The 24,270-nt window shown below is 62.9% G+C and carries 21 protein-coding genes; 11 read left to right on the top strand and 10 right to left on the bottom strand.

What is annotated here, in order from left to right:
- Positions 1-67 precede the first annotated feature (67 nt).
- From LDN90_RS22665 to LDN90_RS22645, 5 genes are all read right to left on the bottom strand, one after another.
- Positions 68-322 carry a DUF6480 family protein gene (locus tag LDN90_RS22665; protein ID WP_223947226.1) on the bottom strand — a complete coding sequence of 85 codons (255 nt, stop codon included), beginning with the start codon at positions 320-322 and terminating at the stop codon, positions 68-70.
- Positions 323-433: 111 nt separating this feature from the next.
- On the bottom strand, positions 434-1,240 hold the full coding sequence (locus tag LDN90_RS22660) for an alpha/beta hydrolase (protein ID WP_223947225.1): 807 nt from the start codon (positions 1,238-1,240) through the stop codon (positions 434-436).
- A complete protein-coding gene (locus LDN90_RS22655; protein ID WP_223947224.1) occupies positions 1,237-1,881 on the bottom strand; it encodes a maleylpyruvate isomerase family mycothiol-dependent enzyme in 645 nt (214 codons plus the stop codon). Before LDN90_RS22655 ends, LDN90_RS22660 begins: the two co-directional genes overlap by 4 nt.
- Positions 1,882-1,936: 55 nt before the next feature.
- Positions 1,937-2,188 carry a hypothetical protein gene (locus LDN90_RS22650; RefSeq protein WP_223947223.1) on the bottom strand — a complete coding sequence of 84 codons (252 nt, stop codon included), beginning with the start codon at positions 2,186-2,188 and terminating at the stop codon, positions 1,937-1,939.
- A gap of 80 nt (positions 2,189-2,268) precedes the next feature.
- Positions 2,269-2,700, bottom strand: coding sequence for a helix-turn-helix domain-containing protein (locus LDN90_RS22645; RefSeq protein WP_223947222.1), 432 nt, complete (start codon positions 2,698-2,700; stop codon positions 2,269-2,271).
- A gap of 283 nt (positions 2,701-2,983) precedes the next feature.
- On the opposite strand from LDN90_RS22645, the gene LDN90_RS22640 reads away from it, so the two are divergent.
- The 8 genes from LDN90_RS22640 (at position 2,984) to LDN90_RS22605 (ending at position 15,200) form a co-directional block, all read left to right on the top strand.
- Positions 2,984-4,054 (top strand): LacI family DNA-binding transcriptional regulator, encoded by a 1,071-nt coding sequence (locus tag LDN90_RS22640; protein ID WP_216926275.1) that lies wholly within the window; start codon positions 2,984-2,986, stop codon positions 4,052-4,054.
- 80 nt (positions 4,055-4,134) lie between these two features.
- Positions 4,135-5,811: an ABC transporter substrate-binding protein gene (locus LDN90_RS22635; RefSeq protein WP_223947221.1), complete on the top strand. Its 1,677-nt coding sequence runs from the start codon at positions 4,135-4,137 to the stop codon at positions 5,809-5,811.
- 94 nt (positions 5,812-5,905) lie between these two features.
- On the top strand, positions 5,906-6,883 hold the full coding sequence (locus LDN90_RS22630) for an ABC transporter permease (protein WP_056080554.1): 978 nt from the start codon (positions 5,906-5,908) through the stop codon (positions 6,881-6,883).
- A gap of 10 nt (positions 6,884-6,893) precedes the next feature.
- Positions 6,894-7,826: an ABC transporter permease gene (locus LDN90_RS22625; RefSeq protein ID WP_223947220.1), complete on the top strand. Its 933-nt coding sequence runs from the start codon at positions 6,894-6,896 to the stop codon at positions 7,824-7,826.
- Entirely contained in the window at positions 7,823-8,776 is a 954-nt protein-coding gene (locus LDN90_RS22620) for an ABC transporter ATP-binding protein (RefSeq protein WP_223947219.1), read from the top strand. Before LDN90_RS22625 ends, LDN90_RS22620 begins: the two co-directional genes overlap by 4 nt.
- On the top strand, positions 8,773-9,870 hold the full coding sequence (locus tag LDN90_RS22615; protein ID WP_223947218.1) for an ABC transporter ATP-binding protein: 1,098 nt from the start codon (positions 8,773-8,775) through the stop codon (positions 9,868-9,870). Before LDN90_RS22620 ends, LDN90_RS22615 begins: the two co-directional genes overlap by 4 nt.
- Positions 9,867-11,420, top strand: a complete 1,554-nt coding sequence (locus LDN90_RS22610; protein WP_223947217.1) for a glycoside hydrolase family 32 protein — start codon at positions 9,867-9,869, stop codon at positions 11,418-11,420. The genes LDN90_RS22615 and LDN90_RS22610 overlap by 4 nt, the downstream gene beginning before the upstream one ends.
- A gap of 117 nt (positions 11,421-11,537) precedes the next feature.
- Positions 11,538-15,200: a GH32 C-terminal domain-containing protein gene (locus LDN90_RS22605; protein ID WP_223947216.1), complete on the top strand. Its 3,663-nt coding sequence runs from the start codon at positions 11,538-11,540 to the stop codon at positions 15,198-15,200.
- A 114-nt stretch (positions 15,201-15,314) separates the two neighbouring features.
- Here LDN90_RS22605 and LDN90_RS22600 read toward each other — a convergent pair whose 3' ends face one another.
- Both LDN90_RS22600 and ptsP read right to left on the bottom strand, forming a co-directional pair.
- Positions 15,315-15,593, bottom strand: a complete 279-nt coding sequence (locus tag LDN90_RS22600) for an HPr family phosphocarrier protein (protein WP_216926282.1) — start codon at positions 15,591-15,593, stop codon at positions 15,315-15,317.
- Positions 15,594-15,624: 31 nt separating this feature from the next.
- On the bottom strand, positions 15,625-17,325 hold the full coding sequence (ptsP, locus tag LDN90_RS22595; RefSeq protein ID WP_216926283.1) for a phosphoenolpyruvate--protein phosphotransferase: 1,701 nt from the start codon (positions 17,323-17,325) through the stop codon (positions 15,625-15,627).
- A gap of 129 nt (positions 17,326-17,454) precedes the next feature.
- Here ptsP and LDN90_RS22590 point away from each other — a divergent pair, with 129 nt between their 5' ends.
- From LDN90_RS22590 to LDN90_RS22580, 3 genes are all read left to right on the top strand, one after another.
- The gene (locus tag LDN90_RS22590; RefSeq protein ID WP_216926284.1) at positions 17,455-18,177 is read left to right on the top strand and encodes a TetR/AcrR family transcriptional regulator; all 723 of its coding nucleotides are present in this window, start codon (positions 17,455-17,457) and stop codon (positions 18,175-18,177) included.
- 66 nt (positions 18,178-18,243) lie between these two features.
- Positions 18,244-20,262 carry a PTS mannitol transporter subunit IICBA gene (locus LDN90_RS22585; protein WP_223947215.1) on the top strand — a complete coding sequence of 673 codons (2,019 nt, stop codon included), beginning with the start codon at positions 18,244-18,246 and terminating at the stop codon, positions 20,260-20,262.
- Positions 20,262-21,410, top strand: coding sequence for a mannitol-1-phosphate 5-dehydrogenase (locus tag LDN90_RS22580; protein ID WP_223947214.1), 1,149 nt, complete (start codon positions 20,262-20,264; stop codon positions 21,408-21,410). The genes LDN90_RS22585 and LDN90_RS22580 overlap by 1 nt, the downstream gene beginning before the upstream one ends.
- A gap of 251 nt (positions 21,411-21,661) precedes the next feature.
- Here the strand turns inward: LDN90_RS22580 and cycA are convergent, their stop codons facing one another.
- The 3 genes from cycA to LDN90_RS22565 all read right to left on the bottom strand — a co-directional run bounded on the left by cycA (position 21,662) and on the right by LDN90_RS22565 (position 24,214).
- Complete coding sequence (gene cycA, locus LDN90_RS22575; RefSeq protein ID WP_223947213.1) at positions 21,662-23,125, bottom strand: D-serine/D-alanine/glycine transporter; 1,464 nt, start codon at positions 23,123-23,125, stop codon at positions 21,662-21,664.
- 396 nt (positions 23,126-23,521) lie between these two features.
- Positions 23,522-23,845: a DUF6355 family natural product biosynthesis protein gene (locus tag LDN90_RS22570; RefSeq protein WP_223947212.1), complete on the bottom strand. Its 324-nt coding sequence runs from the start codon at positions 23,843-23,845 to the stop codon at positions 23,522-23,524.
- Positions 23,846-23,857: 12 nt separating this feature from the next.
- A complete protein-coding gene (locus tag LDN90_RS22565; protein ID WP_223947211.1) occupies positions 23,858-24,214 on the bottom strand; it encodes a DUF6355 family natural product biosynthesis protein in 357 nt (118 codons plus the stop codon).
- Positions 24,215-24,270: the final 56 nt, after the last annotated feature.

Below are 24,270 nucleotides of genomic sequence, written 5' to 3'. Positions count from 1 at the left end.
CGGTTATCACGTTGTTGAGCCGCTATCCCGTTGTTGAGCAACGACGGGATAGCGGCTTGGCGACGAGCTACTCTTCGTGCCCTTGGTCGCTGCTCATACTGCCCTCGGCCGGTGGGGTTTCGCCCGGGGGAACTCCACCGCCGGGCTCAAGTCCCGTGACGTTGCCATCCAAGGGATCGGGATTGGCGGAGGCAGCGGGGTCGTCGTCTTCGTCCTGGTGCATATCCGGATCGGTGTGCACATCGCCTGTCGTGTCGGCTGGCTCGGGGGCGTCGGAAACTCCGAAGGTCCGGGGATCGTCCTCAGGGTCATAGCTGGTCATGGTCACCCTTCCTAAGCAAACTTACTATTGTGCCTGCCCGGCCAGCCTAGTCTCCGGATCGCAAACCCAACAAGGGGCATCCAGGCTGGCGCCGCCGTCGTACGAATACGCCTAGTTGGAGCGGGACGTTGCCGAAACGAAGCTCATGATGGCATCCGCCACGGCCTTCGGCCGCATGTGCTGGGCGACGTGCCCTACTCCGGGGATTTCAACGAGGCGCCCCTGGGGTACCGCCCGGGAGAGCCTAAGCGACCACTCCGGCCCTGCCACATGATCGCGGCTGCCGCGGAGCACCAGCACGGGAATCCGGACTTTGGCCAGCTGCTTCTCCGTTGGGTAGCTCATCATCACGGGCAGCTCCGTCATGTACCAGCGCGGACCGCATTGAAGGTAGTCCGTGATCACGATCCAGTTGGACGATGGGCTTTCGCGGAGTACTCCGTCCAGGAACAATGCGAGCGACTGCTGTGCCACGTTCTTGTGGCGTGAGTCCACCACGGGACCCATGAGGACAAGGTGCAAGGCGCGTTCGGGCGTGTGGAGGGCCGCTTCAATGGCGAACTGCACGCCCATCGAGTGGCCTACCAGGATGTACGACTCGATGCCGCAGGCCTTCAGTGCTTCTGCGATGAACGCGCCGTAGTCTTCCACAGACAGTTGTCGCCCGGGCTTGGGAGTACCCGCAAAGCCTGGGAGGTCCAGCGAGTAGGTGGGCGCGCCCGCTGCCAGGGCGCCGTGAAGGCGCGCAAGGTAGCGATGCGAGACGCCGATTCCGTGGATAAGGATGTAGGCCGGCTGCGTGCTCCCGCGCGTCCCCGGAGGAGGTGTTCCCTCCGTCCAGAGAATCCGACCCCCTAGGCCGCAAGCCTCGACGTCGGCAGACAGTAGCGTGGTCCGCGTCCCTCGGCGCCCCGTCAAGGCCGGGCCTGTTCCAGGAACACCGGAGCTCCGGGACCGGTTAGCTCGTCCTCAGACACTGGCCGTCCTGAAACAGCGAGAAGCAGGGAAATGGCTGGTCCTTGAACCTCCGGGCCGTCGCCGTGCTGGAAATCGGTGTCCGTGGCAACCAGTCGCCAGCCTGCGGCTATCTCCTTGCCGCCGCCCATCCTTGTTGTTGTCTTGACCTGGTAGCCAAGGGCCAACGCGACCTGCTCCGCCGGGTAGTTGCGCGTCATGCCCAGGGGGCGCCGGATGTCTTCGCCATGGACGAATGCTTCCACCAATCGCGTGGCATTCCCCGCCGGCGGCCCAGATGTCCGGGACACTACAGCGCGTAGCGCGGTCAGCGTCCGGCCGGGATCCTTGGCCTTTTCGCGTTCCACCCCCACGGCGTTGTCGCGGTCGAAGTCGAAGCGGGCTTCAATCATTCGCTTGATGAAGCCCAAGCGGGTGGTCTTTGCGCTGTCCACAACGTGCGCCAGGACGTCATGGATGTCCCAGCCCGGGCAGAGTGAAGGCGTCTCCCAGAGTGGCTCGGGAAGGGGTTCCAGATCGTGGATCAGTGCACGACGCTCATCGTGCACAACGGGCCAAATGACGGAGCGGGGACTCGAAGCCATACCGCTATTGAAACAGCCCTGGGTCGGATTTGGGGCTGTTCGACCCGCCCGCGCGCTAATCCCGGGTGGCGTCGTCCGATTCGGCGGGGTCGCTTGTGGGACGTGAAACGTCAGGGGTGCCTGTAGCATCGGCCGCTTCCCGGCGTCGGGCGATTTTGGATTCTGTCCACATGGCGACGGCCACGAACACTACACACGCAAACATGAACGTGGCAACGAAGTTCAATCCCATGGCCGATCCCAAGGGTGCGGCAAGGGCCATTGCGGCCACCCCGGCCACGATATGCCACCCTTTGAAATTGCCCACCAAACAAGCGTAACCCCGGGCTAATCAGGTGCTGGCCCGTTGGCTGGGATCGTTGCTTGATCCTTATCACTCCGACGCTTTTAGCCGCCGGGCGCGTCATTTCCGGGGCCATCCCGGCTGTCATCTTCGATGGTGGCTTCGGCCTGCTTGCGCTTCTGGGTTTCCAGCCACGCGATGATCGCAGCCTGACGGATCCGCCGATGCGTGCCGCGGTATTCCACGGGGATCTCTCCGCGGTCGGTCATATTGCGCAGGTAGGTGTGGGAAATGCCTGCGAGCTCCGCGGCCTGGGACGTCGTGAGCATTTCCTCCACGCTGCTGACCGTGACGGTTTCGCCGCGGCTCAGCCTTGCAAGAAGATCGACGACGGCGTCCCTCGCCTGATTGGGGAGGCGGTGGACCGTGCCATCGACGAACACGGTGATGTCGTCGCTGTCTTGGAGGGAGCGTGCGAGATTCCGGGCGTCGTCGGCGGGGAGGCCAGCTGTAACGCGGGGAGCTATCAATGCCATGGCAGAAGCCTAGCGCGGTGCTGGCTGGTGGCTGCGCTGGGCAGGGCTGGTGGCTGCGCCGGCCGAGGGAGATTGCCCGATTCGATGCTTCGCTGCGTGCAAGACGGGAGGAGCCGTCTTGTGCACAGCGCGTCGTCGAGTCGGGCGGGGGTGGGTCAAAAGAAGACGTTGACAGGAAACAGGTAACGCGCGTAACCTGAATCACACGTTCCAAGTAACGCGCGTTATCAAATTCCGTTCTAACAATAAGCATCACCAACCCGAACCAACACCGGAGCATTCAATGGCGAAAAGCACCACCCCCAACAAAGCCGCGGCTGTGCGGCAGCGGGGAGTCACCATGAATGACGTCGCCAAGCACGCCGGCGTCTCCCGGACCGCAGTCTCGTTCGTGCTGAGCAACCGCGAAAACGCCAGCATCTCCGAGGAAACCCGGACCCGTATCAACGACGCCGTGCAGGCACTGGGCTACCGCCCGAACGCCGGAGCACGTGCGCTGGCATCCCAGCGCAGTGATTGGTACGGGCTTGTCACCGAGATCGTGACGGCACCGTTCGCCGTCGACATCATCAAAGGTGCCCAGGACCAAGCCTGGCTTGATCGTCGGTTCCTGCTCATCGCGCCCTCCGACCAGGCCGATGCCGTAGGACCCAACAAAGGCTTGGAAGATGCCGCCATTGAAAAGCTGCTGGAACAACGCGTGGAAGGACTGCTCTACGCAGCCACCTTTCACCGGGGCGTGCACGTTCCGCAGAGTGCCAACGAAGTACCAACCGTCTTGATCAACTGCTTCGACGCGGACGGAAAGCTGCCCTCGATCGTCCCTGACGAGCGTGCGGGTGGCAGGGTCGCCGTCGAGCGCTTGCTTCAAGCCGGCCACACCCGGATCGGAATCATCAACCTTGACCCGGTCATTCCCGCAGCAGTCGGGCGATTGGAGGGTGCCCGCGAAGCACTGGCCGTCGCAGGACTTGAGCTGGATCCGGAACTGGTGGTGTCCGGATACGCAACGGCCGACGGCGGCTACGAAGCCGCATGCCGGATTCTGGACCGCTATCCCCAACAGGACAGGCCAACCGCGCTGTTCTGCCTCAACGACCGCATGGCGATGGGCGCCTACGACGCCATCAAAGAACGGGGCCTGACCATCCCCGGAGACATCGCAGTGATCGGCTTCGATAACCAGGAGCTGATTGCGGCCTACCTGAGGCCAAAGCTGACCACCGTTGCGTTGCCGTTCCAAAAAATGGGAGCCCTGGGAGTCCAGACGCTCGCCGCTCTTACAGCAGGACAGCCGATCATTGCCGACCAGCAATTGGTCGACTGTCCGCTGCTAGAACGCTCTTCGGTCTGACCGCGAAATCAACCTCGAAGAGCAAACCCCTTACCCACCCCTTCACCTTGGACGATGAAGATAGGAAAGAGATAACCATCATGACACAACCCCGATTCCTGAGGTCTGCCCGCATCACGGCGGCCGGACTGGCGGTGGGCGCTATGCTGCTGACCGGCTGTGCCGCCACCGTCAACAAGACCGCCGGCACGGACGCCGCAGCAAACGCGAGCGCGTTCCTCACCATCCCGCGTGAGGACATGGGCACGTTCGTGCAGAACTTCAACCCGTTCGCACCCACCGTCAACCCGATGGTCCAGCAGTCCATCTACGAGTCCTTGCTGATCTTCAACCCGGCAAAGGGAGACACGGTGCCGTGGCTCGCAACTGAGTGGAAGGCGGCCGACGACGGCAAATCGATCACCTTCACGTTGCGGGACGGCGTGAAGTGGTCCGACGGCCAGCCCTTCGTCGCTGACGACGTGGCTTACACGTTTGAGCTGCAGAAGAAGATCAAGGGCGGCTACGAGTACCTGGACAGCGTAACGGCTGATGGCACTAACAAGGTCACGTTCAACTTCAATAAGCCGTGGTCGCCGGCGCTTTACGACGTCGGTCAGCTCAGCATCCTGCCCAAGCACATCTGGTCCGCGCTGGCCGACCCGGAGAAGGATGCCAACGCCAAGCCTGTGGGCACCGGCCCCTACACGGAAGTGGACAGCTTCCAGGCCCAGTCCTTCGTACTGAAGAAGAACCCCAATTACTGGCAGCCGGAAAAGCAGAAGATCGCCGGCATCAAGATGCTCGCCTTCGCAGGGAACGACGGCGCCAACCTCGCCGCTGCGAACGGGGACGTCGACTGGGCCCCGCAATATATCCCGAACATCGAAAAGACGTTCGTCTCCAAGGACAAGGAGCACCGCCAGTACTGGTTCCCGGCCACGGGCGCCATGATCAACTGGCAGCTCAACACCACCAAGGCTCCCTTCAACGACGTTGATGTTCGCAAGGCACTGAGCATGGCTGTTGACCGTGACCAAGTCACCAAGATCGGCATGAGCGGCTACGCCAAGCCCGCGGACTGCACTGGCCTTTCCGGGAACTACGAGAAGTGGAAGAACTCCGAGGTCAAGGACAACTGCACCTGGACCAAGCTGGATGTGCAGAAGGCCAACGAGCTGCTGGACAAGGCTGGCTACGCCAAGGGTGCTGATGGCAAGCGCAAACTGAAGGATGGCTCGCCGTTCGAGTTCAAGATCTCCGTGGGCGCTTCGTCTTCTGACTGGCTTTCAGTAGCCAACGTGATTTCGCAGAACCTCGCCGAGGTTGGCGTCACGGCAAAGGTTGACTCCCCGGACTGGGCAGCCGTGGTTGCGGGTTACGAGACGGGCGACTTCGATTCCGGCATCGTATGGAGCGCCAACGACCCCAGCCCTTACAAGTACTTCAACACCTCCATGGGCACGGCAACCGTGAAGCCGGTGGGAACCAAGACGTTCGACAACTACCACCGCTTCGGTGACACCAAGGCTGATGCCCTGCTGGCCGACTTCGCAGCAGAGGCCGACGAGTCCAAGCAGAAGGACATCGCGAACAAGCTCCAGGAAGAGTACAACGACGCCGCACCGCTGGTGCCGCTGTTCTCCGGCCCGGAGTGGGGTGCCTTCAATGACACCCGCTTCACCGGCTGGCCCACCGAAGGCAACCCGTACGCAACCCTCTCGGTACGGTCTCCCACCACAGTCCTGGTGCTGACCACGCTGGAACCGCGTAAGTAATCCTTCACACTGCACGCCCGGCGGCGAGCCGCCACCTGATAGCCCCCGCCGGGCGTGCCCCAAACTTTCCGCAATTCCCGAATGGAGGGAAACCGTGCGCTTTATCCTGCGCCGCCTGGGTTTCTACCTGATCGCCTTCTGGGCATCCATCACCCTGAATTTCCTGCTCCCGCGCTTCATGCCCGGCGACCCCGTCTCCCGCATGTTTGCCCGCTCCCAGGACAGAATGCAGCCCGAACAGATCGAGGCCCTGCGCAAGCTTCTTGGCGTGGACGATCGGCCCATTTGGGAGCAATACGTCGACTACATGCACAACATCTTCACCGGCCAGATGGGCGTCTCCATCTCCCGTTTTCCAACACCGGTCACGGAGGTTATCTCTGCCCAGATCGGGTGGACCCTCCTGCTGGGCGGAACCGCACTGGTGATCGCCGCCGTCGTGGGTAACCTGCTTGGCATCCTGGCCGCTTGGCGGCGGGGTGGCGCGATCGACTCGGCACTGCCGCCGGTGCTCGTTTTCATCGGCTCGTTCCCCTACTTCTGGCTCGCGATGGGTGCCCTGTACCTGTTCGGTGTGGTTCTGGGTTGGTTCCCGATCCGCCACGCGTTCACGGACGGTTTGGAACCCGGGTTTACGTGGGAGTTCATCGGCGACGTCGGTGCGCACCTCGTGCTGCCGGCGCTGACGATCGTGCTGGTTTCCATTGGTGGCTGGATGTTGGGCATGCGCAACACCATGATCGCCACGAACTCCGAGGACTACATCACCATGGCCGAGGCCAAGGGTCTTAGGCCGGGCCGCATCATGCTCCGTTATGCAGCCCGAAATGCGATGCTGCCGTCCGTCACGAGCTTCGGCATGGGACTGGGTTTCGTGGTGGGAGGTGCGCTGCTCACCGAGGTGGTGTTCGCATATCCCGGCGTGGGCTACCAACTCCTCAACGCCGTCCAAGGCCTGGACTACCCCCTCATGCAGGGCCTCTTCCTGACCATCACCGCCGCCGTGCTGCTGGCGAACTTCCTGGTGGACATCCTCTACGTCCGCCTCGATCCGCGCGTGCGCAGCAACTAGAGGACTGATCATGACAACCGCACTTCTGAAGCAGCCAACTCCAACCGCTGTCCGCAAGCCCAACCGCAGCTTCGTCCACGGGCTCCTCACCAATAAGAAGGCCATGCTGGGCATGTCCGTGATGCTCGTGTTCATCGCACTTGCGTTGCTGGCACCCGTGCTCTTCCCTGGCGACCCGTCGCGGATCACCGGGATGGCCTCGCTGGAACCCTCCCCCGAGCACTGGCTGGGCACCACCGCCAAGGGACAGGACGTGCTCGCCCTGACCGTCCACGGCTCACGAAGTTCACTGTTCGTCGGGCTGACCGTAGGCTTCGCGTCCACGTTCATCGGCATCCTGGTGGGCCTTGCTTCCGCCTACTTCGGCAAGTTCATCGACGAAGCACTCTCATTGGTGACCAACGTCTTCCTGCTCCTTCCCGGCCTGCCGTTGCTGGTCATTCTGGCCGCATTCCTGCCACCGGGCCTTGGCACCGTGATCCTGGTCCTCGTGGTCACAGGATGGGCCGGTTCGGCACGTGTGCTGCGCTCGCAGGCATTGTCCATCCGTTCAAAGGACTTCGTGGCAGCGGCGGTGGTGTCCGGCGAGCGGGCGGGCCGGATCATGTTCCGCGAGATCCTGCCGAACATGGCCTCGATCGTCATGGGTACGCTGCTGGCTTGCGTCATTTACGGCATCGGTGCGCAGGCTGGTCTCGAGTTCCTGGGCCTGGGAGATGTCAGCACCGTCTCGTGGGGCAACAACCTCTTCTGGGCCGGAAATGAAGGCGCCCTGCTGACAGGTAGCTGGTGGGTCTTTGTTCCCTCCGGCGTTTGCATCGCCTTGGTCGCCTTCGCCCTGGCACTTATCAACTACGCCGTGGACGAGGTTACCAATCCGCGGCTGCGGAAGATCAAGACACCCAAGACCCCTGCAACCACAGAAAGGAGGGCCGCCAAGTGACTGTCTCCCAAGTCTCCTTCGGCTCCCATGAGCCCGTCCTGGACGTCAAGGACCTCACCGTGAAGTACGTGGGCGATACCCGCTCAACCACCGCCGTCGATCGCGTTTCCTTCAGCATCGGCACCGGTGAGGTGTTCGGGCTGGCTGGTGAATCGGGTTGTGGGAAATCGACCATTGCCAACTCGATCATGCGGCTCCTGAAGGACCCGGCCAAGATCGCCCGGGGCAGCATCTCCTTTGGCGGCAAGGATGTCCTGGCCATGAGCCCTGAGGAACTGCGGCGTTTCCGGTGGCAGGACGTGGCCATGGTGTTCCAGTCGGCCATGAATTCGCTCAACCCGGTGCTGACCATCGGCGAACAGATCGTGGACATCTTCACCACGCACGCCGGTTACTCGCGCAAGGAATCCCTCCGCCGGGCGGCCGATCTGCTGGAGCTCGTCAGGATCGACCCCTCGCGCCTGAAGTCCTACCCCCACCAGCTCTCAGGTGGCATGAGGCAACGGGCAGTGATTGCCATGGCCGTTGCCCTCAAGCCGTCGCTGCTGATCCTGGACGAACCAACTACCGCACTGGATGTGGTGGTGCAGCAGGAAATCATGGCCCAAATCAAGGAACTCCAGCGCGAACTCGGGTTCTCCGTCCTCTTCATTACCCACGACATGTCCCTCATGGTGGAGCTCTCGCACCGCATGGCCGTCATGTACGGCGGCCGAATCGTGGAGACGGCCAAGGCCCAGGACGTCTACGCCAACCCGCGCCACCCCTATACACAGGCGCTCATGGGTGCGTTCCCGCCGCTCACCGGTCCTCGCGTTCCGCTCACGGGACTGCCCGACGGCGTGAAGTTCCGGAACATCCCCGATCTCACCGAGGTGGCGCCAGGCCATCTGGTGGCCCCCTTTGGTGCCGACGCTGAAGCACTTGTTCTGGAAGGAGCAGCACGATGAGCCACTCTGCACTATCTCCTACACGGCCGGACGTTTCCACCCAGACCCCAGCTCTCGAAGTCCGCGGCCTGGGCAAATCGTTCCCCATCGGCGGCCTGTTCTCCCGGCAATCCGTCCGGGCCCTGCACTGCGTGGACCTCACCATTGGCCGCGGTGAAATCGTGGCGCTCGTTGGGGAGTCCGGTTCCGGCAAGAGCACCCTGGCCCGCTGTGTTGCCCGGCTCGAAAAGCCAAGCGCCGGCGCGATCCTGGTTGACGGCGTCGACGTCCTCAAGCGCGACCGATTCCAAGCGTCCCGTGCCTTCCGGTCACGGCTGCAGATGGTCTTCCAGGATCCATTCGGCTCGCTGAATCCGGCGCACAGGATTGAGCACTTCCTGCGGAGGTCGCTGACCATCCATGGGAAGGGCGGTCCTGAGTCCGAAACCCAGCGTCGTCTTGAGGAACTCATGACAACCGTCGGCCTGCAGGCCGACATGCTGAACTCCTACCCGCACGAACTCTCCGGCGGTCAGCGCCAACGCGTAGCGATCGCCCGGGCGCTCGCCGTGGAGCCGCAGGTCATCCTTGCCGACGAACCGACGTCCATGCTGGACGTGTCAGTGCGGATCGGCGTGCTGAATCTCATGCGGAAACTCCGCGATGAGCAAGGCATTTCCATGCTCTACATCACCCACGACCTCGCCTCGGCACGCTACCTGGCCGACCGGACTGCGGTGATGTTTGCCGGCGAACTCGTGGAAGAAGGGGAGTCCCTGGACCTGCTGGCCAACCCGGCCCACCCCTACACACAACTGTTGGTGTCAGCCGTTCCGGACCCGGCGCGCGCAGGTTCCTACGATCCTGTCCGTCGCGCTGAACTGCGGCAGGCTGTCATGGCTTCCACGGGCTGCGCTTTCGACGGCGATCCCAATCAAGCCTGCTCCGCCTCCGAGCCTGTACGCCATCAGGTGGGCGATGCTGCAAACCGCCACTGGGTGCGCTGCCATCTGTACCGGCCGCGGGCTGGAGCGGGCGGACACGCGCTGGCTACTGAACCCGTGGCTACTGAACCCGTGGCGACTGAACATACAGACAAGAAGGCTTCCGCATGACTGAACTGACCCACCCGCTCGCCACCGTTCCGCGTGACGAGCTGGTTGCCCGCGCTGAAGCCGATCCTCTCCGGCCGCGATTCCACTTTGTTTCCCCGGCTGGCTGGCTCAACGATCCCAATGGCGTCAGCCAGTGGAACGGCGTCTACCACCTCTTCTACCAGTACAACCCGGAGGGCGCGTTCCACCACCGTATCCAGTGGGGCCACGCCACGAGCACCGACCTCATCACCTGGACGGACCAGCCAATTGCCCTGGAGCCGTCGGCGGGTCCGGACGCGGACGGGTGCTGGTCCGGTGTGTTGGTGAACGACGGCGGCACGCCCACCTTGGTGTACTCGGGACGACTCGACGAGCGTGAGCTGCCCTGCGTTGCCACAGGATCTGCTGACCTCATGACCTGGACCAAAGTGCCCGAAAACCCCGTGATCGCGGCCCCTCCGGCGGGCGTCGACATCACCGCATACCGGGACCACTGCGTGTGGCGGGAGGGCACGGTGTGGCGGCAGTTGGTTGGCTCGGGAATTCGGGGGCGCGGTGGGACGGCGTTCCTGTACGAGTCCGCGGACCTACGGACCTGGACGTACATCGGCCCCCTCTTCATCGGCGACGCTTCGCAGGGCGACCCTGCAGATACCGACTGGACCGGGACCATGTGGGAATGCGTGGACCTGTTCAGGGCGGGGGAGGGTGCTTTGGGTGCTGCCTCGCTCGGTTCTGTTCAGCCGGACGAGGATCCTGATGTGCTGGTTTTCTCTGCCTGGGACGACGGCGATACCCGCCACCCGTTGTATTGGACCGGACGCTACTCCGGGGACACGTTCGAGCCCGCTGCGCTGCACCGGCTCGACTACGGCGGACGCTTCTTTTACGCCCCGCAGTCGTTTCAGGATGAATCAGGCCGGCGCATCATGTTCGGTTGGATGCAGGAAGGCCGCAGTGATGCCGCCATGGTGGAGGCAGGATGGTCTGGCGTCATGAGCCTGCCACGGGTCACCACCTTGGCCGATGACGGAACCCTGGACTTTGCGCCGGTTCCTGAGGTTGAGAAGCTCCGGCGGAACCACGTGAGCGTACCGGGCAAGAGGCTTGTCGGGGGCGGTACGCCTGTGGAGACCGGTGTGTCCGGGAACCAGCTGGACCTTGAGTTGGACGTTCAGCTGGCACCGGGTTCTGTGCTGCAACTGGGCGTCCTCGGATCAGGAGACGGTGCTGAGGAGACGGTCATCGAACTCAGCTGCTCCCTTGAGGGCGACAACGGCATCCTCCGGCTCGACCGCACCCGGAGCAGCCTTGATCCTGGCGTGGATGTGGAGGACCAGTCCGGCCCCGTCCCGATGCCTGACGGACGTGTACGCCTCCGCGTCCTGGTGGACCGGTCCGCCGTCGAGATTTTCGCGAATGGCAAGCCACTCACTGCCCGGGTATATCCGACTCTCGGCGGCGAGCGCGTGACCCTGACAGTGGAAGAGGGCACCGTCACCTTGGCGAGCTTTGATGCCTGGACCATGGCCGACTCCTGGGGAGGCCCGCGTCCCCTCTTCCCCTAGCACCACCCGCCCAAACCATCCTTCTCTCACATCCCGAGCGCTTTTCGCCGATCTTCTCTCACATCAGGGGAGGTTTTGGCGAACGCTCTCTCACCCCTGAGATCAAAGGCGATCTGAATGCATAAGAGAATAGTTGCCGGCCTCACGGCCGCGGTCCTTGGTGTTGGCTTGGCGGGGACGGGGGTCACTGCTCCGGCGGTGGCCCTCGACCCCGCGCCTGTCACCCTCAACAGCACCACGAGCCCCATTCCGGATGTCGTCGGAGTCAGCGGTTCGTGGACCCGGACAGCGCACGGCGGGTACACCGCCGTCGCGCCTTCCGGCCAGAATGCGGCGGCCACCAGCGAGCAAGTGGTTGCAGGAACCGCCCGATATACCGCCTCGGTGACGGTCGACGCCGGGAGTCCCTACGGTGTGGGGGCGCTCCTCTTCCGGGCAACTCCCGACGCCGGTGCCGGTTACGCCGTGACGATCGACCCCAACCTGGACCGCGTGAGGTTGTTCGACCTCGCCACCGGAGACGATGTTGTAAGCCCCGTGTCCCTCCCGCTGAATTCGGGGCAGGCCTACACCGTGGATGTCCATGTGGATGGACCTCGCATTTACGTCGCCGTGGATGGCATCAAGAGGATTGACGCCACGGACTACCGTTACGAGTCGGGGAGGGTGGGCCTGCACGCGTTCAACGGGAGCGTGGCTTTCGGAACTCCCGGTGTACGGACCATAGATACCAACCTGAGCGGATGGGCTGTCACCGCCAACGGCTGGCAGGCCTCGGCCACCGGTTTCCGCGGTGATGCGCCGTCGAACAGCAACATCCGGGCCATCGCGACAGGACAGTCACCCACTGACGTCGACTTCTCTGCCGACATTCAGGTCGGCTCGCAATACGGCGTGGGCACATTGTTGTTCCGCACCAACGCCGCGGGCACAGCGGGTTACGCCGCGGAGGTGGACCCGAACGCCGGACGTTTGCGCCTTTACCGGGTCTCGGACAATGCCACACTGGGGACCTTCACCACTGCCATAACCCTCAACCAGGTCTATCGCCTGCGGGTCACGGCACTGGGCAACCAGTTGGCCGTCTACTGGCAGACCGACTTCCTGGACCCGAACGGCGCCACACCCGCTATCACCGCCACGGATTCCGCCCAGGCGTCGGGTCACGTCGGGCTGGGTTCCTTCAACGGCACCGCTGTGTTCCAGAGCATGATCCTTCGAGGACTTGAGACTTCGTTGCAGGGTTGGCGTCCGGCCGCCGGCTCCTGGGAGCCCGATGCCAAGGGGCTCCGAGCGGACGCGGCGGGTGCCACCGCGGCGCGGTTCATCCCGGCGGTGGCTTCCGACGTCGTTGCCTCCTTGGACCTGACCGTCACCTCGCCGGCCACCGCCTCAGTCGTGGTCCGCAGCGCTACCGACGGCACCGGCGGCCTGGAACTGAGGATCGACCCCGGGGCGGGCACGGCGACGCTGTGCAACCGGGCCACCTCGGCGTTGCTGCACTCCGGATCGTTACCCCCAACCAGCTTCAAAGCCGGCCAACTCAACCGCGTCCAGCTCACTGTCCAAGGCAGCGAAGCGTCCGTATTGATTAATGGCACGCCTGTGCTAAATGGGGCGGTTCCGACCTTATCCGGGCAAGGTTTCGCCCTGCTGACCACCGGAACGGCCCGGTTCCAGAACGTCCGTGCAGACGATGTGGATCAGTACATGAACGGCCTCTACCAGCCCGGCTACCACTACAGCCAGAACTCGGGTACCAGTTCTGATCCCAACGGACTGGTCTATTTCGACGGTGAGTACCACCTCTTCCATCAGGACCGCGGGCGCTGGGCACACGCCGTCAGTGCAGACCTGATGCACTGGAAGCAACTGCCCATCGCCCTCCCGCACATGGCAGCGGGGGAGTCTTGGTCCGGTTCGGCGGTGGTGGACGCCTCCGACTCCAGTGGCCTCTTCGACGGCGGGTCCGGGCTTATCGCCTACTACACCAGCTTCAACCACGATGCCTGGAACGGAAACCAGTCCATCCGCGCCGCCTACAGCAAGGACAAGGGGCGAACCTGGCAAACAATCCAGGCCGATCCTGTAGTAGAGAACCCGGGAGGCCCCGACGGCGGGTGGGACTTCCGCGACCCCAAGGTCACGTGGGACGCGGCTTCCAGTAAATGGGTCATGGTGGTGGCCGCCGGCGACCACATCCGCTTCTACTCCTCCACAGATCTCTTCCACTGGACCTTCTCCAGCAGCTTCGGCTACGGCGACTGGGTACGTGGTGGCGTCTGGGAATGCCCGGACTTCTTCGAGATGCCTGTGGAGGGACAGCCGGGCGTGAAGCGGTGGGTCCTGTGGTGGAGTACTGGGGCGGTCCGGGCCACGAACGGTTCCGCAGCCCAATATGTGACGGGTACATGGAACGGCGCAGCGTTTACCCCGGACACCGCCGCTTCGCAGGTCCTTCAAGCCGATCACGGCCGGGACTACTACGCAGCCATGAGCTTTTTCGGCGCGCCCGACGGCAGGCGCATCATGATCGGTTGGATGAGCAACTGGGACTACGCGTTCAGCCCGCCCACAGGCCGCTGGAATGGCCAATTGTCCATCCCCCGCGAGCTCAAACTCGCTGACGTTCCCGGCGCCGGGCTCCGACTGACGCAGACTCCCGTTGTGGAGGAAGAGTCCCTGCGGACGTCCACCTGGCAGGCCTCTGATGTGACCATCACGCCAACGTCAGCCAATGCGCTCGCCGGTGCGGCTGGGAGATCTTTCGAACTCGAGGCGGAGGTAGGGATTCCTTCTTCCAGAGGGGCAACCTCCTTCGCGTTCGGGCTAAGGAAGGGCAATGGCGACTCGGGCGCCCAGGAGGCAACGGTGAAGTACGACGCCGGTGCTGCCGCACTCACCGTGGACCGCGGCACTGCCGGGCGGGAGGACTTCACCCGGTACTTCGCGGGTTCGACGGCCGACAATTCCTCGGCCCCCTGGAGCTCCACCGTGGTGGGATCCGAGCGCCGCGTGAAACTTCGAATCCTGGTGGACGCGTCCTCCGTGGAAGTCTTCGGTGGGGATGGCACCGCGGCCATCACGTCGCTGATCTTCCCTGACCCTTCCTCCGCAGGCTTGTCCTTCACAGCCACCGGAGGGAATGCGCGGCTGGTGTCCGTCAAAGTACACCAACTCAGCGACACGGCCCGCCTGACTGCCGCCCCGCCGTCGAGCATTTTGCCTAGTGCAGGTGGGACGGCCCGGCATAACCTCGGCGCCTATTCAGTGGTCCCCGGCGGAAAATGGGAGAGCACAGGCGCGGGCTTGGCAGGTACGTTCGACAAGGATTCGACGGCCATGAGCGCAGCCGCGTTCGCCAACGTGAGAGTGCAGGCAACAGTGCGGTTCGGCGGCGAACCGTTCAACGGCGAGCTCCTCAACCGGGACCTGGCTCCGGAGAAAGGGTACGGCGGTGCAGGCTCGGTGTTGCTGAGATCCTCCGCCGACGGATCTAGCGCCTATTACGTGAACCTGGACCCCAACCTGCGCGAGGTACGTGTGTTCAAGCTGGTCGACGGCGTATTCACCGTCATTGCGAGCACGCCCGCAGCCTTGGGCCATGGAGTGAGCTATGGCCTGGACACGTTTGCTGTCGGCAACAGGATCACGGTCTCCGTGGACGGCGCGCAGGTAATCGACGTGACGGACTCCGCGTTGGCTTCAGGCAAGGTTGGCGTCAACGTGTTTGATGGACGGGCCGCGTATCAGGATGTGGTGGTGACAGCGCTCCCTTAGGCCCGGCATTCAAGCTGGTGAGCCCGATTCGATGACTCCCTGCAGGCCAGACGACTCCTACCGTCTAGTGCGCAGCGGACCATCGAATCGGGCAGCCAAGCCCACAGGCCAAAGCTACACCGCGTCCAAATCCGTCTCCAGCAACGCCACCAGTGCGTCCAAGGCAGCGTCGGCCCCGTCGCCCTCCGCCCGCAGCACCACGACGTCGCCCTTGGCGGCACCGAGCGTCATGAGCGAGAGGATGCTGGCGGCGTCGAGGGCTTCATCGGCGGGTTCGCCTTGCATGGCAATGGTGACCTCCACCGGCTGCTCACCTGCGGCTTCGGCGAACAGTGCGGCGGGCCGGGCGTGCAGGCCGGAGCGGCTGGCGATGGTGGCTGTGCGTTCAGGCATGGGTTTCTCCTTTGATGGAAATTGGCAGGGTTTAGAGGCCGAGTTCTTCGAGCACGGGGAGCTTGGCCCGGACCCACTCGCGCGCCTCGGTAGCGCTGGGCGCGGTGAGGGCCAGCCGGGCGAGTTCCTGCGCCTGCTCCAGTGTGACGGTCTTCAGCACAGTCCCGACGGCGGCCAATGAGCGCGCGGTCATGGACAGTGTGCTGACGCCGAGTCCGGTAAGTACGACGGCGAGGGCAGGGTCCGCGGCTGCCTCGCCACAGACTCCCACGGGTTTGCTGCCGCCTTCCCGGCCGGATGCTTCCTGCTCTGCACCCTCCACTGTGAGCTGCACCAGCCTCAGGACGGCGGGCTGCCATGGAGTGTTCAGCTCCGCGAGGGGCCCGAGTTGGCGGTCGGCGGCCATGGCGTACTGGGTGAGGTCGTTGGTGCCCAGTGAAGCGAAGCCAACTTCGCGGAGCACGGAGGCGGCAGTCAAGGCAGCCGAGGGGACTTCCACCATGACACCAGGGGTTTGGATGCCGGCAGCAGCGCACAATGAGGCGAACCGTCCGGCTTCGGCGGCCGTGGAGATCATCGGGGCCATGACCCAGACGTCGGCCTCGGATTGAGAAGCTGCCCGGGCAATGGCTTCCAGCTGACGTTCCAAAACGCCGGGCGTGGTGAAGTCTGTCCGGTAGCCGCGAACACCAAGGGCGGGGTTGGGCTCGGTGGCGTCGGTGAGGAAGGGGAGGGGCTTGTCTGCGCCGGCGTCGAGGGTTCGCAGCACTACTTTCTTGCCGGGGAACGCGTCAAACACAGCCTTGTACGCTGCGGCTTGTTCGTCGACGGAGGGCTCGGTATCGCGCTCGAGGAAGCAGAACTCGGTGCGGAACAGGCCAACCCCCTGGGCGCCGAGGCCGGCTGCTGCCACGGCATCCTTGGCCCCACCCACGTTGGCGAGGAGCGGGACCAAGTGGCCGTCCGCCGTCGTGCCGTTTCCGTCGAAGGCGGCCAGCGTTGCCGAGGTTTCCGCCCAGGCGGTCGCTGCAGCGCGCTGCTCGTCCGAGGGGGAAACTGCCACAAACCCTGCAGCTCCGTCCACGAAGACTTCGGAGCCGTCAGGAATCAGGTCAACGCCGTGGGCGGCAACCACCGCTGGCAGGCCGAGCGAGCGCGCGATGATCGCCGTGTGCGATTGCGGCCCGCCGCCCGAGGTCACCAGGGCAAGCACCTTCTCGGCGTCAAGAGTGGCGGTGTCCGCGGGAGCGAGGTCCTCGGCCATCAAAATGAAAGGAGTCTCCGAAGCCGGGATGCCGGGGGCGGGGACGCCCCGCAGCTCAGCCACAATGCGGGCGCGCACGTCCAGCACGTCCGTTGCGCGTTCGGCCATGTAGCCGCCCAGGTTGTGCAGCATTTCGGAAACGGAGGCGCCGGCTTCCCAGATGGCGCGTTCCGCGGATGAACCTGCGTTGATGAGCTTGGCCGCGGATTTCAGGAGCATGGTGTCCTTCGCCATGAGCGCCGTGGCTTCCAGGACGGCCTTGCCATCGCCGGAGGCAGAATCGGCCCGGCCCTTGAGCTCGTCATGGACAGCTTGGGCTGCGGTTTTCAAGCCCGCGACGGCGTCCTCCGGACTCACGTCTGCGGCCAACCGTTCACCCGACGGCGGTTCACTCACCGGTTTGGGCATCTGGCGGACGGTGCCAATGATGCGGCCAGGGCTTACCCCTACTCCTTGGAAATTCTGCACTGAATCCTCTGTTCCTTGGTGTTGGTTCAGACCCACCGGCGACGGCACCACGAGCCTGTGAAATTAGCCTACAAAATTCTGTTGTGAGCCACTTCATATAGCAACGCTATAGGTGCTAGGGTAGCGGTTATGAGTTTCGATGACCAGCTTCCGCCAAAAATTCGGTTGCTCCGTGCAGCTGCTGAATTGCTGGCAAGTTCGGAGGGGTCAGCGGTCTCTACACGCCAGATCACAGCCTTGGCCGGGGTTACGGCCCCAACGCTCTACCACCACTTTGGAGACAAAGAAGGACTGTTCGACGCCGTCGTTTCCGCTGGCTTTGAAGAGTACGTGGCAGGGGAGCGGGACTTTGCACCGTCCGGGGAGCCTTTGGAAGATGTCCGACGGATGTGGGACAACCACGTCCAGTTCGGGCTGAGCCAGCCCCACCTGTATTTGGTGATGTTCGGCAATATCAGGCCGGAAAGCCGCCCAGCCATCGTGGCCGATGCTGAAGCGCTTCTGGAAGAAATGCTGAACAAGGCCGCCATCGCCGGTCAGATCAATGTGCCGCCCCGCGAAGCGGCACGAAGCATCCTCGCGGCCAACGTGGGTGTAACGCTCATGCTCATCGCCGAACCGGTGGAAGAAAGGAACCTCGAGCTCTCAACGATGACCCGGGATTCCATGATTTTCGCCGTCTCCACGGATACCGCCCGTGGCGCCGCAGCGGAGGACTCCGGTAAGTCCTCCGTGGTTGTTGCGGCAATCGCCCTGAATGCGGCACTGCAGGCCTCGCATTCAGACCAACTTTCCAGCTCTGAATTGAAGCTCTTCCTTGAGTGGCTTCACCGCATTTCCAGCAGCTCCTAAGGCTGTTCTCTCTCGATCTATATCGACTGACCCCGCGCCGCTGCGGGACACACGTTAGGAATTCACATGGCAACAGAGACCGTTGCGAAGCCCCGCACCAGCCTGCGCGTTGGCGTCCAAAAGTTCGGAACATTCCTCTCCGGCATGATCATGCCCAACATTGGCGCCTTCATCGCCTGGGGCCTCATCACGGCCCTGTTCATCAAAGAAGGGTGGATTCCAGTCGCGGAACTTGGCGGTTTCGGGACCAACGCTGAGGGAGTAACCAACCCCGGCCTCGTTGGCCCCATGGTCAAGTACCTGCTGCCACTGCTGATTGCCTATACCGGCGGCCGGATGGTCTACGACGTCCGCGGCGGCGTGGTGGGTGCTATTGCCACCATGGGTGTCATCGCCGGTACAAGTTCCCCGATGTTCATCGGCGCCATGATCATGGGTCCGCTGGGTGGCTGGACCATCAAGCAACTCGACCGCCTTTGGGATGGCAAGATCCGTCCCGGCTTCGAGATGCTGGTGAACAACTTCTCCGCAGGCATCTGGGGCGCAGCCTTGGCCTTGGGTGGCTTCTACGGACTTTCGTGGCTCGTCAAGATTTTCACCGATGGCGCTGGACAGGTTGTCCAGTTCCTGGTCAACAATGGCCTGCTCCCGCTGACCAGCATCTTCATTGAGCCGGCAAAGGTCCTCTTCCTCAACAACGCCATCAACCACGGCGTGCTGACTCCCCTGGGAATCCAGCAGTCCCTGGACCACGGCAAGTCCATCCTGTTCCTCCTTGAGGCCAACCCCGGCCCGGGCATGGGTATCCTGCTGGCCTACATGTTCTTCGGCCGCGGCGCAGCAAAAGCTTCGGCACCGGGCGCAGCGATCATCCACTTCTTCGGCGGCATCCACGAGATCTACTTCCCGTACGTGCTCATGAAGCCGATCCTGATCCTCGCTGCCATCGGTGGCGGCATGACGGGTATCGCAACACTGGCCATCACCAACTCCGGCCTAGTGGCTCCGGCAGCGCCAGGTTCCATCCTTGCAGTTATCGCCCAGACGTCGCGTGACAGCTACGTCGGCGTGATTCTGGCTGTACTCCTGGCGACTACCGTTTCCTTCCTGATAGCTTCAGTGATCCTGCGCACCTCCAAGAACAAGGGCGAGGACGATCTTTCCGAAGCCACATCCCGCATGGAAGCCATGAAGGGCAAGAAGAGCTCTGTCTCCTCGGCCCTGGTGGGTGACCGTGGTGGCCGCAGCGACGTTGCCGTGCTGACCCGGCCGGTGCAGAACATCGTGTTCGCTTGCGACGCCGGGATGGGCTCCAGTGCCATGGGCGCCTCGGTGCTGCGCAACAAGATCAAGGCAGCCGGCTTCCCGGACGTCAAGGTCACCAACTCGGCTATCGCCAACCTGAGTGACACCTACGATGTTGTGGTCACCCATCAGGACCTTACGGAACGTGCCCAGCCGCGAACTTCCAGCGCGGTGCACTATTCCGTGGACAACTTCATGAACAGCCCCAAGTACGACGAAATCGTGGACTTGGTCAAGACGAGCAACACGGAAGGCCCTGCGGCAGCCCACGCCGACGGAGCGGTCGAAGCTGAAGCAGCCGCGACGCACGGTGCGCACGCAGCTGAGCCAGCCGCCGTCGTCGGGGGTAAAGCAGTCCTGCTCCCCGAAAGCGTTGTGCTGAATGGAACGGCACGCGACCGCGATACCGCGATCGACGAAGCGGGGCAGCTCCTGCTTGACCGCGGTGCCGTGGATGTCAGCTACGTGCACGCCATGCACGAACGCGAGGAATCCGTATCCACGTACATGGGCAGCTTTCTGGCAATCCCGCACGGCACCAACGATGCCAAAGAACACATCATGCACTCGGCAGTTTCCATCATTCGGTACCCCGAGGGCATCGACTGGGGTGGCAAACAAGTGAAGTTCGTGGTCGGCGTCGCTGGCCTCAACAATGAGCACCTCCACATCCTGTCCTCGATCGCCAAAATCTTCACCAACAAAGCCCAGGTAGCCCAGTTGGAGGAAGCAACCACGGTTGAGGAAGTGCTGGAGCTGTTCGGAAAGGTCAACGCATAGTGAAGGCAGTCCATTTTGGGGCAGGCAACATCGGACGCGGCTTTGTGGGGTTGCTGCTCCACGAGGCCGGCTATGAGGTGGTGTTCGCGGATGTTGCGGACGCCCTGATCAGCCAGCTCGCTTCCGCGAGCAGCTACGACGTCCATGAGGTGGGGGAGAACCCGGCGGTTAAAACCGTTGACCGGTTCCGTGCACTGAACTCGAGCACGCAGGAAGCCGCCGTTGTTGAGGAAATCTCGACGGCGGACCTGGTCACCACCGCGGTGGGCCCACACATCCTGAAGTTCGTGGCACCCGTGATCGCTCGAGGGCTCGCTGCGCGGGAGCCCTCACTCCCGCCCCTGCAGATAATGGCCTGCGAGAACGCCATCAACGCGACGCACCTCCTTCAAGTGGAAGTCCGGGCGGCTTGGGACGATTCCGCGGCTGATTTGGATTCAGTCGCTGTCTTTGCCAACACCGCCGTGGACCGAATTGTCCCGAATCAGGAGCCGGGCCAGGGCCTGGATGTCACTGTGGAGACGTTCTACGAATGGGTCATCGACCGCACACCGTTTGGTGACCACGTCCCCGACATTCCTGGTGCTACCTTTGTGGATGATCTTGGCCCGTACATCGAGCGGAAGCTGTTCACCGTGAACACCGGGCATGCATCTGCTGCGTATTTCGGCTATGCGGCGGGCCTGGAGAAGATCTCCGAGGCCATGGCTGATCCGTCCGTGGCGGCGAAGGTTCGGGCGGTGCTGGAGGAGACCAAGGAACTCTTGGTGGCCAAGCACGGATTCGTGGAGGCCGAGCAGGAAGCGTACGTGCAGAAGATCCTGTCCCGCTTCACCAACCCGTACCTGCCCGATACCGTGGTTCGCGTCGGCCGGGCACCGCTGCGGAAGCTTGGCCGGCACGAGCGGTTTGTGGGCCCCGCGGCTGAGCTCGCCGAGCGTGGTGTCACGCCGGTAGCACTGTTGGAGGCGATGTCGGCCGCCCTTCGTTTCGATGACGGATCTGACGACGAAGCCGTGGAACTCGCAAACATGCTCTCTGAGCTGGACGCTGCTGCCGCCGTCGAGCGCATTACCGAACTTCCGCCGTCGCACCCGCTGTTCCCGGCGATCCAGAAGCTCATAGAGGACCGCAAAGCCGAAGCCTAGTTCTTCTCTCACATCCTGCGGCTTCTCGGGCGATCTTCTCTCACATCCTGTGGGCGATCTTCTCTCACATAAGAAACGTTCGACGTCGGCACCCAGCCTTGGGTGCCGACGTCGACGGCTATACCGCTCTACCGAGAAGATCAGCAGCCGTATCTTCTTCTCTGAACCAGTTCAGTGGGATGTGAAAAAGCGTCTATGGGGCTGCGGCGTGGTGGGCATCGCGAAGCGGGCACAGCCCCATAGACGTTCGGCTACTTTCTCACTGCCGCCGTTTCGGCTTCCGCCATCGCCTTCCACTCGGCCACGCGCGCCTGATGCAGCGGGGATTTGCGGACCACGGCGTAGGCGATGCCAAGGATCGCGAACCAGATGGGCGTCACCAGCAGGGCCGTGAGCGTGTCCGGCTGTGTGGTGAGAGCCCAGACCAGGAAGGCGAAGAATGCGAAAACAACCCACACCATCGGAATGCCGCCGGGCATCTTGAACGGGGAAGCCGCGTGTTGCTCGGGGCGGCGCTTGCGGTACACGAGGTAGCTGGCAAGGATGATGGACCAGACGAACATGAAGCAGACCGCGGACACCGTGGTGACCATGTCGAACGCCGCGCCGACGTCCTTGCCCGCGTAGAGGAGTACGACGCCGGCCAGCAGCAGGACGCAGGACAGGAACAGCGCGTTCTGGGGTACTTTGCGGCTGGAGAGCCGGCCGAAGACCTTGGGTGCGTCGCCGTCGTTGGCCAGGCCGAACACCATGCGCGATGTCGAGTAGATGCCCGAGTTGGCCGAAGACATGGCAGAGGTGAGCACCACGAGATTGACCACGGTTGCCGCCATGCCCAGGCCTGCCAGGGAAAACATGGCGATGAACGGACTGTGTCCTGCCTTGAACTCGGTCCACGGGGTGACGGACATCAGGATGATGAGGGCGCCTACGTAGAAGAGCATGACGCGCAGGGGGATGGCGTTGATGGCGCGGGGAAGGTTGTGCTCGGGGTTCTTGGTTTCGGCTGCGGCGGTGCCCACCAGCTCGATGCCCACGAATGCGAAGACGGCGATCTGGAAGCCGGCAACGAAGCCCATGAATTCCTTGGGGAAGAACCCGCCATGGCTCCACAGGTTGGTGAAGCTGGCTGTGCCGGCGTTGGACTGGAAGCCGGTGAAGATCATGACCAGGCCAACGACGATCAACGCGACGATTGCAACGATCTTGATGAGTGCGAACCAGAACTCGGTCTCGCCGAATGCCTTCACGGTGGGGAGGTTCAGGAGCAGCAGGATGACGATGGTCGCAATTCCCGGGACCCACAGTTGAACACCTGGCCACAGCTCATTGGCATAGCCGGCAATGGCGATAACATCCGCAACACCCGTGACTACCCAGCAGAACCAGTAGGTCCAGCCCGTGAAAAAGCCTGCCCACGGGCCAAGGAGGTCGCCCGCGAAGGCGCTGAAGGACTTGTAGTTCAGGTTGGACAACAGGAGTTGACCCATGGCCCGCATGACGAAGAACAGCATGAAGCCGATGATCATGTAAACAAAGATCACGGAGGGCCCGGCAACCGAGATGGTTTTGCCGGAGCCCATAAAGAGGCCTGTGCCGATGGCTCCGCCAATGGCGAGGAGCTGGATGTGCCGGTTGCTGAGCGAGCGTGATAGGTGGGGCTCGCTGTCCCGGCTGGAGGCGTGGAGTTGCGCCTTTGTCGTCTGGTCGGACATTAGTTCAAGAACCCTTCGAAGAGCCCACCAAAATGGTGACGGCCGTTACAAATCTGCTTCGATAAAGCTATAGCTAATGTCTGACAAATGGCCAATCGGTCTGCATGCGCTGGATCCACCCATCATCCATGTGAGGAGGTCGGGCGCAATGAACCACCACGCCGGGGGTGTCCAGAGGTCCGGGGTCATCTGAGCAAAGGCCTGCAAGCGTGTCCCACCGGCATAGCGGACCGGTGGGACACACATGCACGAGCGTCAAGGTAGACCCACAAGCGACGAGTACCCTTATAGCGATAAAACTTATCAGCTTTCATTTAGAAGTAGATTAAAAATAACTACCGCCTGCAGGTGCACGGGAATTAATCACCCAACAGAGAATCGGCTAATTTGCATTGGTTAGCATCCGCCAATGTAATACGCAAAGTTGAGGCCACCCAAGTTCGGGTTCGCATAGAGGCGGGTCTCTCCGGGGGTCACGCACAGGTCGCGTTCGGCGTAGTAGTACTGGACTCTGATCTTGACGTTACCTGGACCGCAGTGGTTATAGATCGCTTCTTCCCATGGGGCTACGTTGCCGCCGATGTTCGGAGTGACAACACCCTGAAAACCGCACACAGCTGCAGATGCCGGCGCGGCGGTGACTACCAGCCCGGTGAGTACAAGCGCTGCCCCAGTCGTTATCGCGGCGCAAATGCGCTTGAAACCGTTGACCTTGATCATGGGAGCTGTCCTTTAGCAGAGGCCGACGTAGTAGGCGCCAGTGATCCTGTCACCCTGGTTCACGAATCCCAGCCAGCTGTCACCCGGGGGCACGCACACGTAGCGGTTGCCGTTGGGTGATTCGGTGACGATCTTTACGTTTGTGGGACCGCAATGACCGTAGACAGACACGACCTTTTGGCCGCCAAACGGGTCCAGGGTCTGACCGAGCAGGCTCAGGCTGAGGATGGAATTGTAGGAGCGGACCTCTTGTGAGTAACCACACACCGACGCCTTCGCTTCTTCCGGCGCCACTAGTGAGGCCCCGGCGATACCACCGGCAACAAGAAGCCCCGCCGACAGGATTCCAGTAATTTTTCGAGCTTTCATACAATTTCCCCCATGTTGTTTACAAACCTGTCAATTTAGGTTTGATCGACACGATA

Source organism: Arthrobacter sp. NtRootA1 (assembly GCF_019976975.1).
Classification (GTDB): domain Bacteria; phylum Actinomycetota; class Actinomycetes; order Actinomycetales; family Micrococcaceae; genus Arthrobacter; species Arthrobacter aromaticivorans.
This window is presented reverse-complemented; position numbering and strand designations above follow the sequence as displayed.

Coding starts and splice junctions, on each gene's coding strand:
- LDN90_RS22605 (WP_223947216.1), top strand. CDS start 11,538: ATGCATAAGAGAATAGTTGCCGGCCTCACGGCCGCGGTCCTTGGTGTT.
- LDN90_RS22635 (WP_223947221.1), top strand. CDS start 4,135: ATGACACAACCCCGATTCCTGAGGTCTGCCCGCATCACGGCGGCCGGA.
- LDN90_RS22665 (WP_223947226.1), bottom strand. CDS start 322: ATGACCAGCTATGACCCTGAGGACGATCCCCGGACCTTCGGAGTTTCC.
- LDN90_RS22625 (WP_223947220.1), top strand. CDS start 6,894: ATGACAACCGCACTTCTGAAGCAGCCAACTCCAACCGCTGTCCGCAAG.
- LDN90_RS22600 (WP_216926282.1), bottom strand. CDS start 15,593: ATGCCTGAACGCACAGCCACCATCGCCAGCCGCTCCGGCCTGCACGCC.
- LDN90_RS22585 (WP_223947215.1), top strand. CDS start 18,244: ATGGCAACAGAGACCGTTGCGAAGCCCCGCACCAGCCTGCGCGTTGGC.
- cycA (WP_223947213.1), bottom strand. CDS start 23,125: ATGTCCGACCAGACGACAAAGGCGCAACTCCACGCCTCCAGCCGGGAC.
- LDN90_RS22640 (WP_216926275.1), top strand. CDS start 2,984: ATGGCGAAAAGCACCACCCCCAACAAAGCCGCGGCTGTGCGGCAGCGG.
- LDN90_RS22590 (WP_216926284.1), top strand. CDS start 17,455: ATGAGTTTCGATGACCAGCTTCCGCCAAAAATTCGGTTGCTCCGTGCA.
- LDN90_RS22610 (WP_223947217.1), top strand. CDS start 9,867: ATGACTGAACTGACCCACCCGCTCGCCACCGTTCCGCGTGACGAGCTG.
- LDN90_RS22565 (WP_223947211.1), bottom strand. CDS start 24,214: ATGAAAGCTCGAAAAATTACTGGAATCCTGTCGGCGGGGCTTCTTGTT.
- LDN90_RS22655 (WP_223947224.1), bottom strand. CDS start 1,881: ATGGCTTCGAGTCCCCGCTCCGTCATTTGGCCCGTTGTGCACGATGAG.
- LDN90_RS22615 (WP_223947218.1), top strand. CDS start 8,773: ATGAGCCACTCTGCACTATCTCCTACACGGCCGGACGTTTCCACCCAG.
- LDN90_RS22645 (WP_223947222.1), bottom strand. CDS start 2,700: ATGGCATTGATAGCTCCCCGCGTTACAGCTGGCCTCCCCGCCGACGAC.
- LDN90_RS22570 (WP_223947212.1), bottom strand. CDS start 23,845: ATGATCAAGGTCAACGGTTTCAAGCGCATTTGCGCCGCGATAACGACT.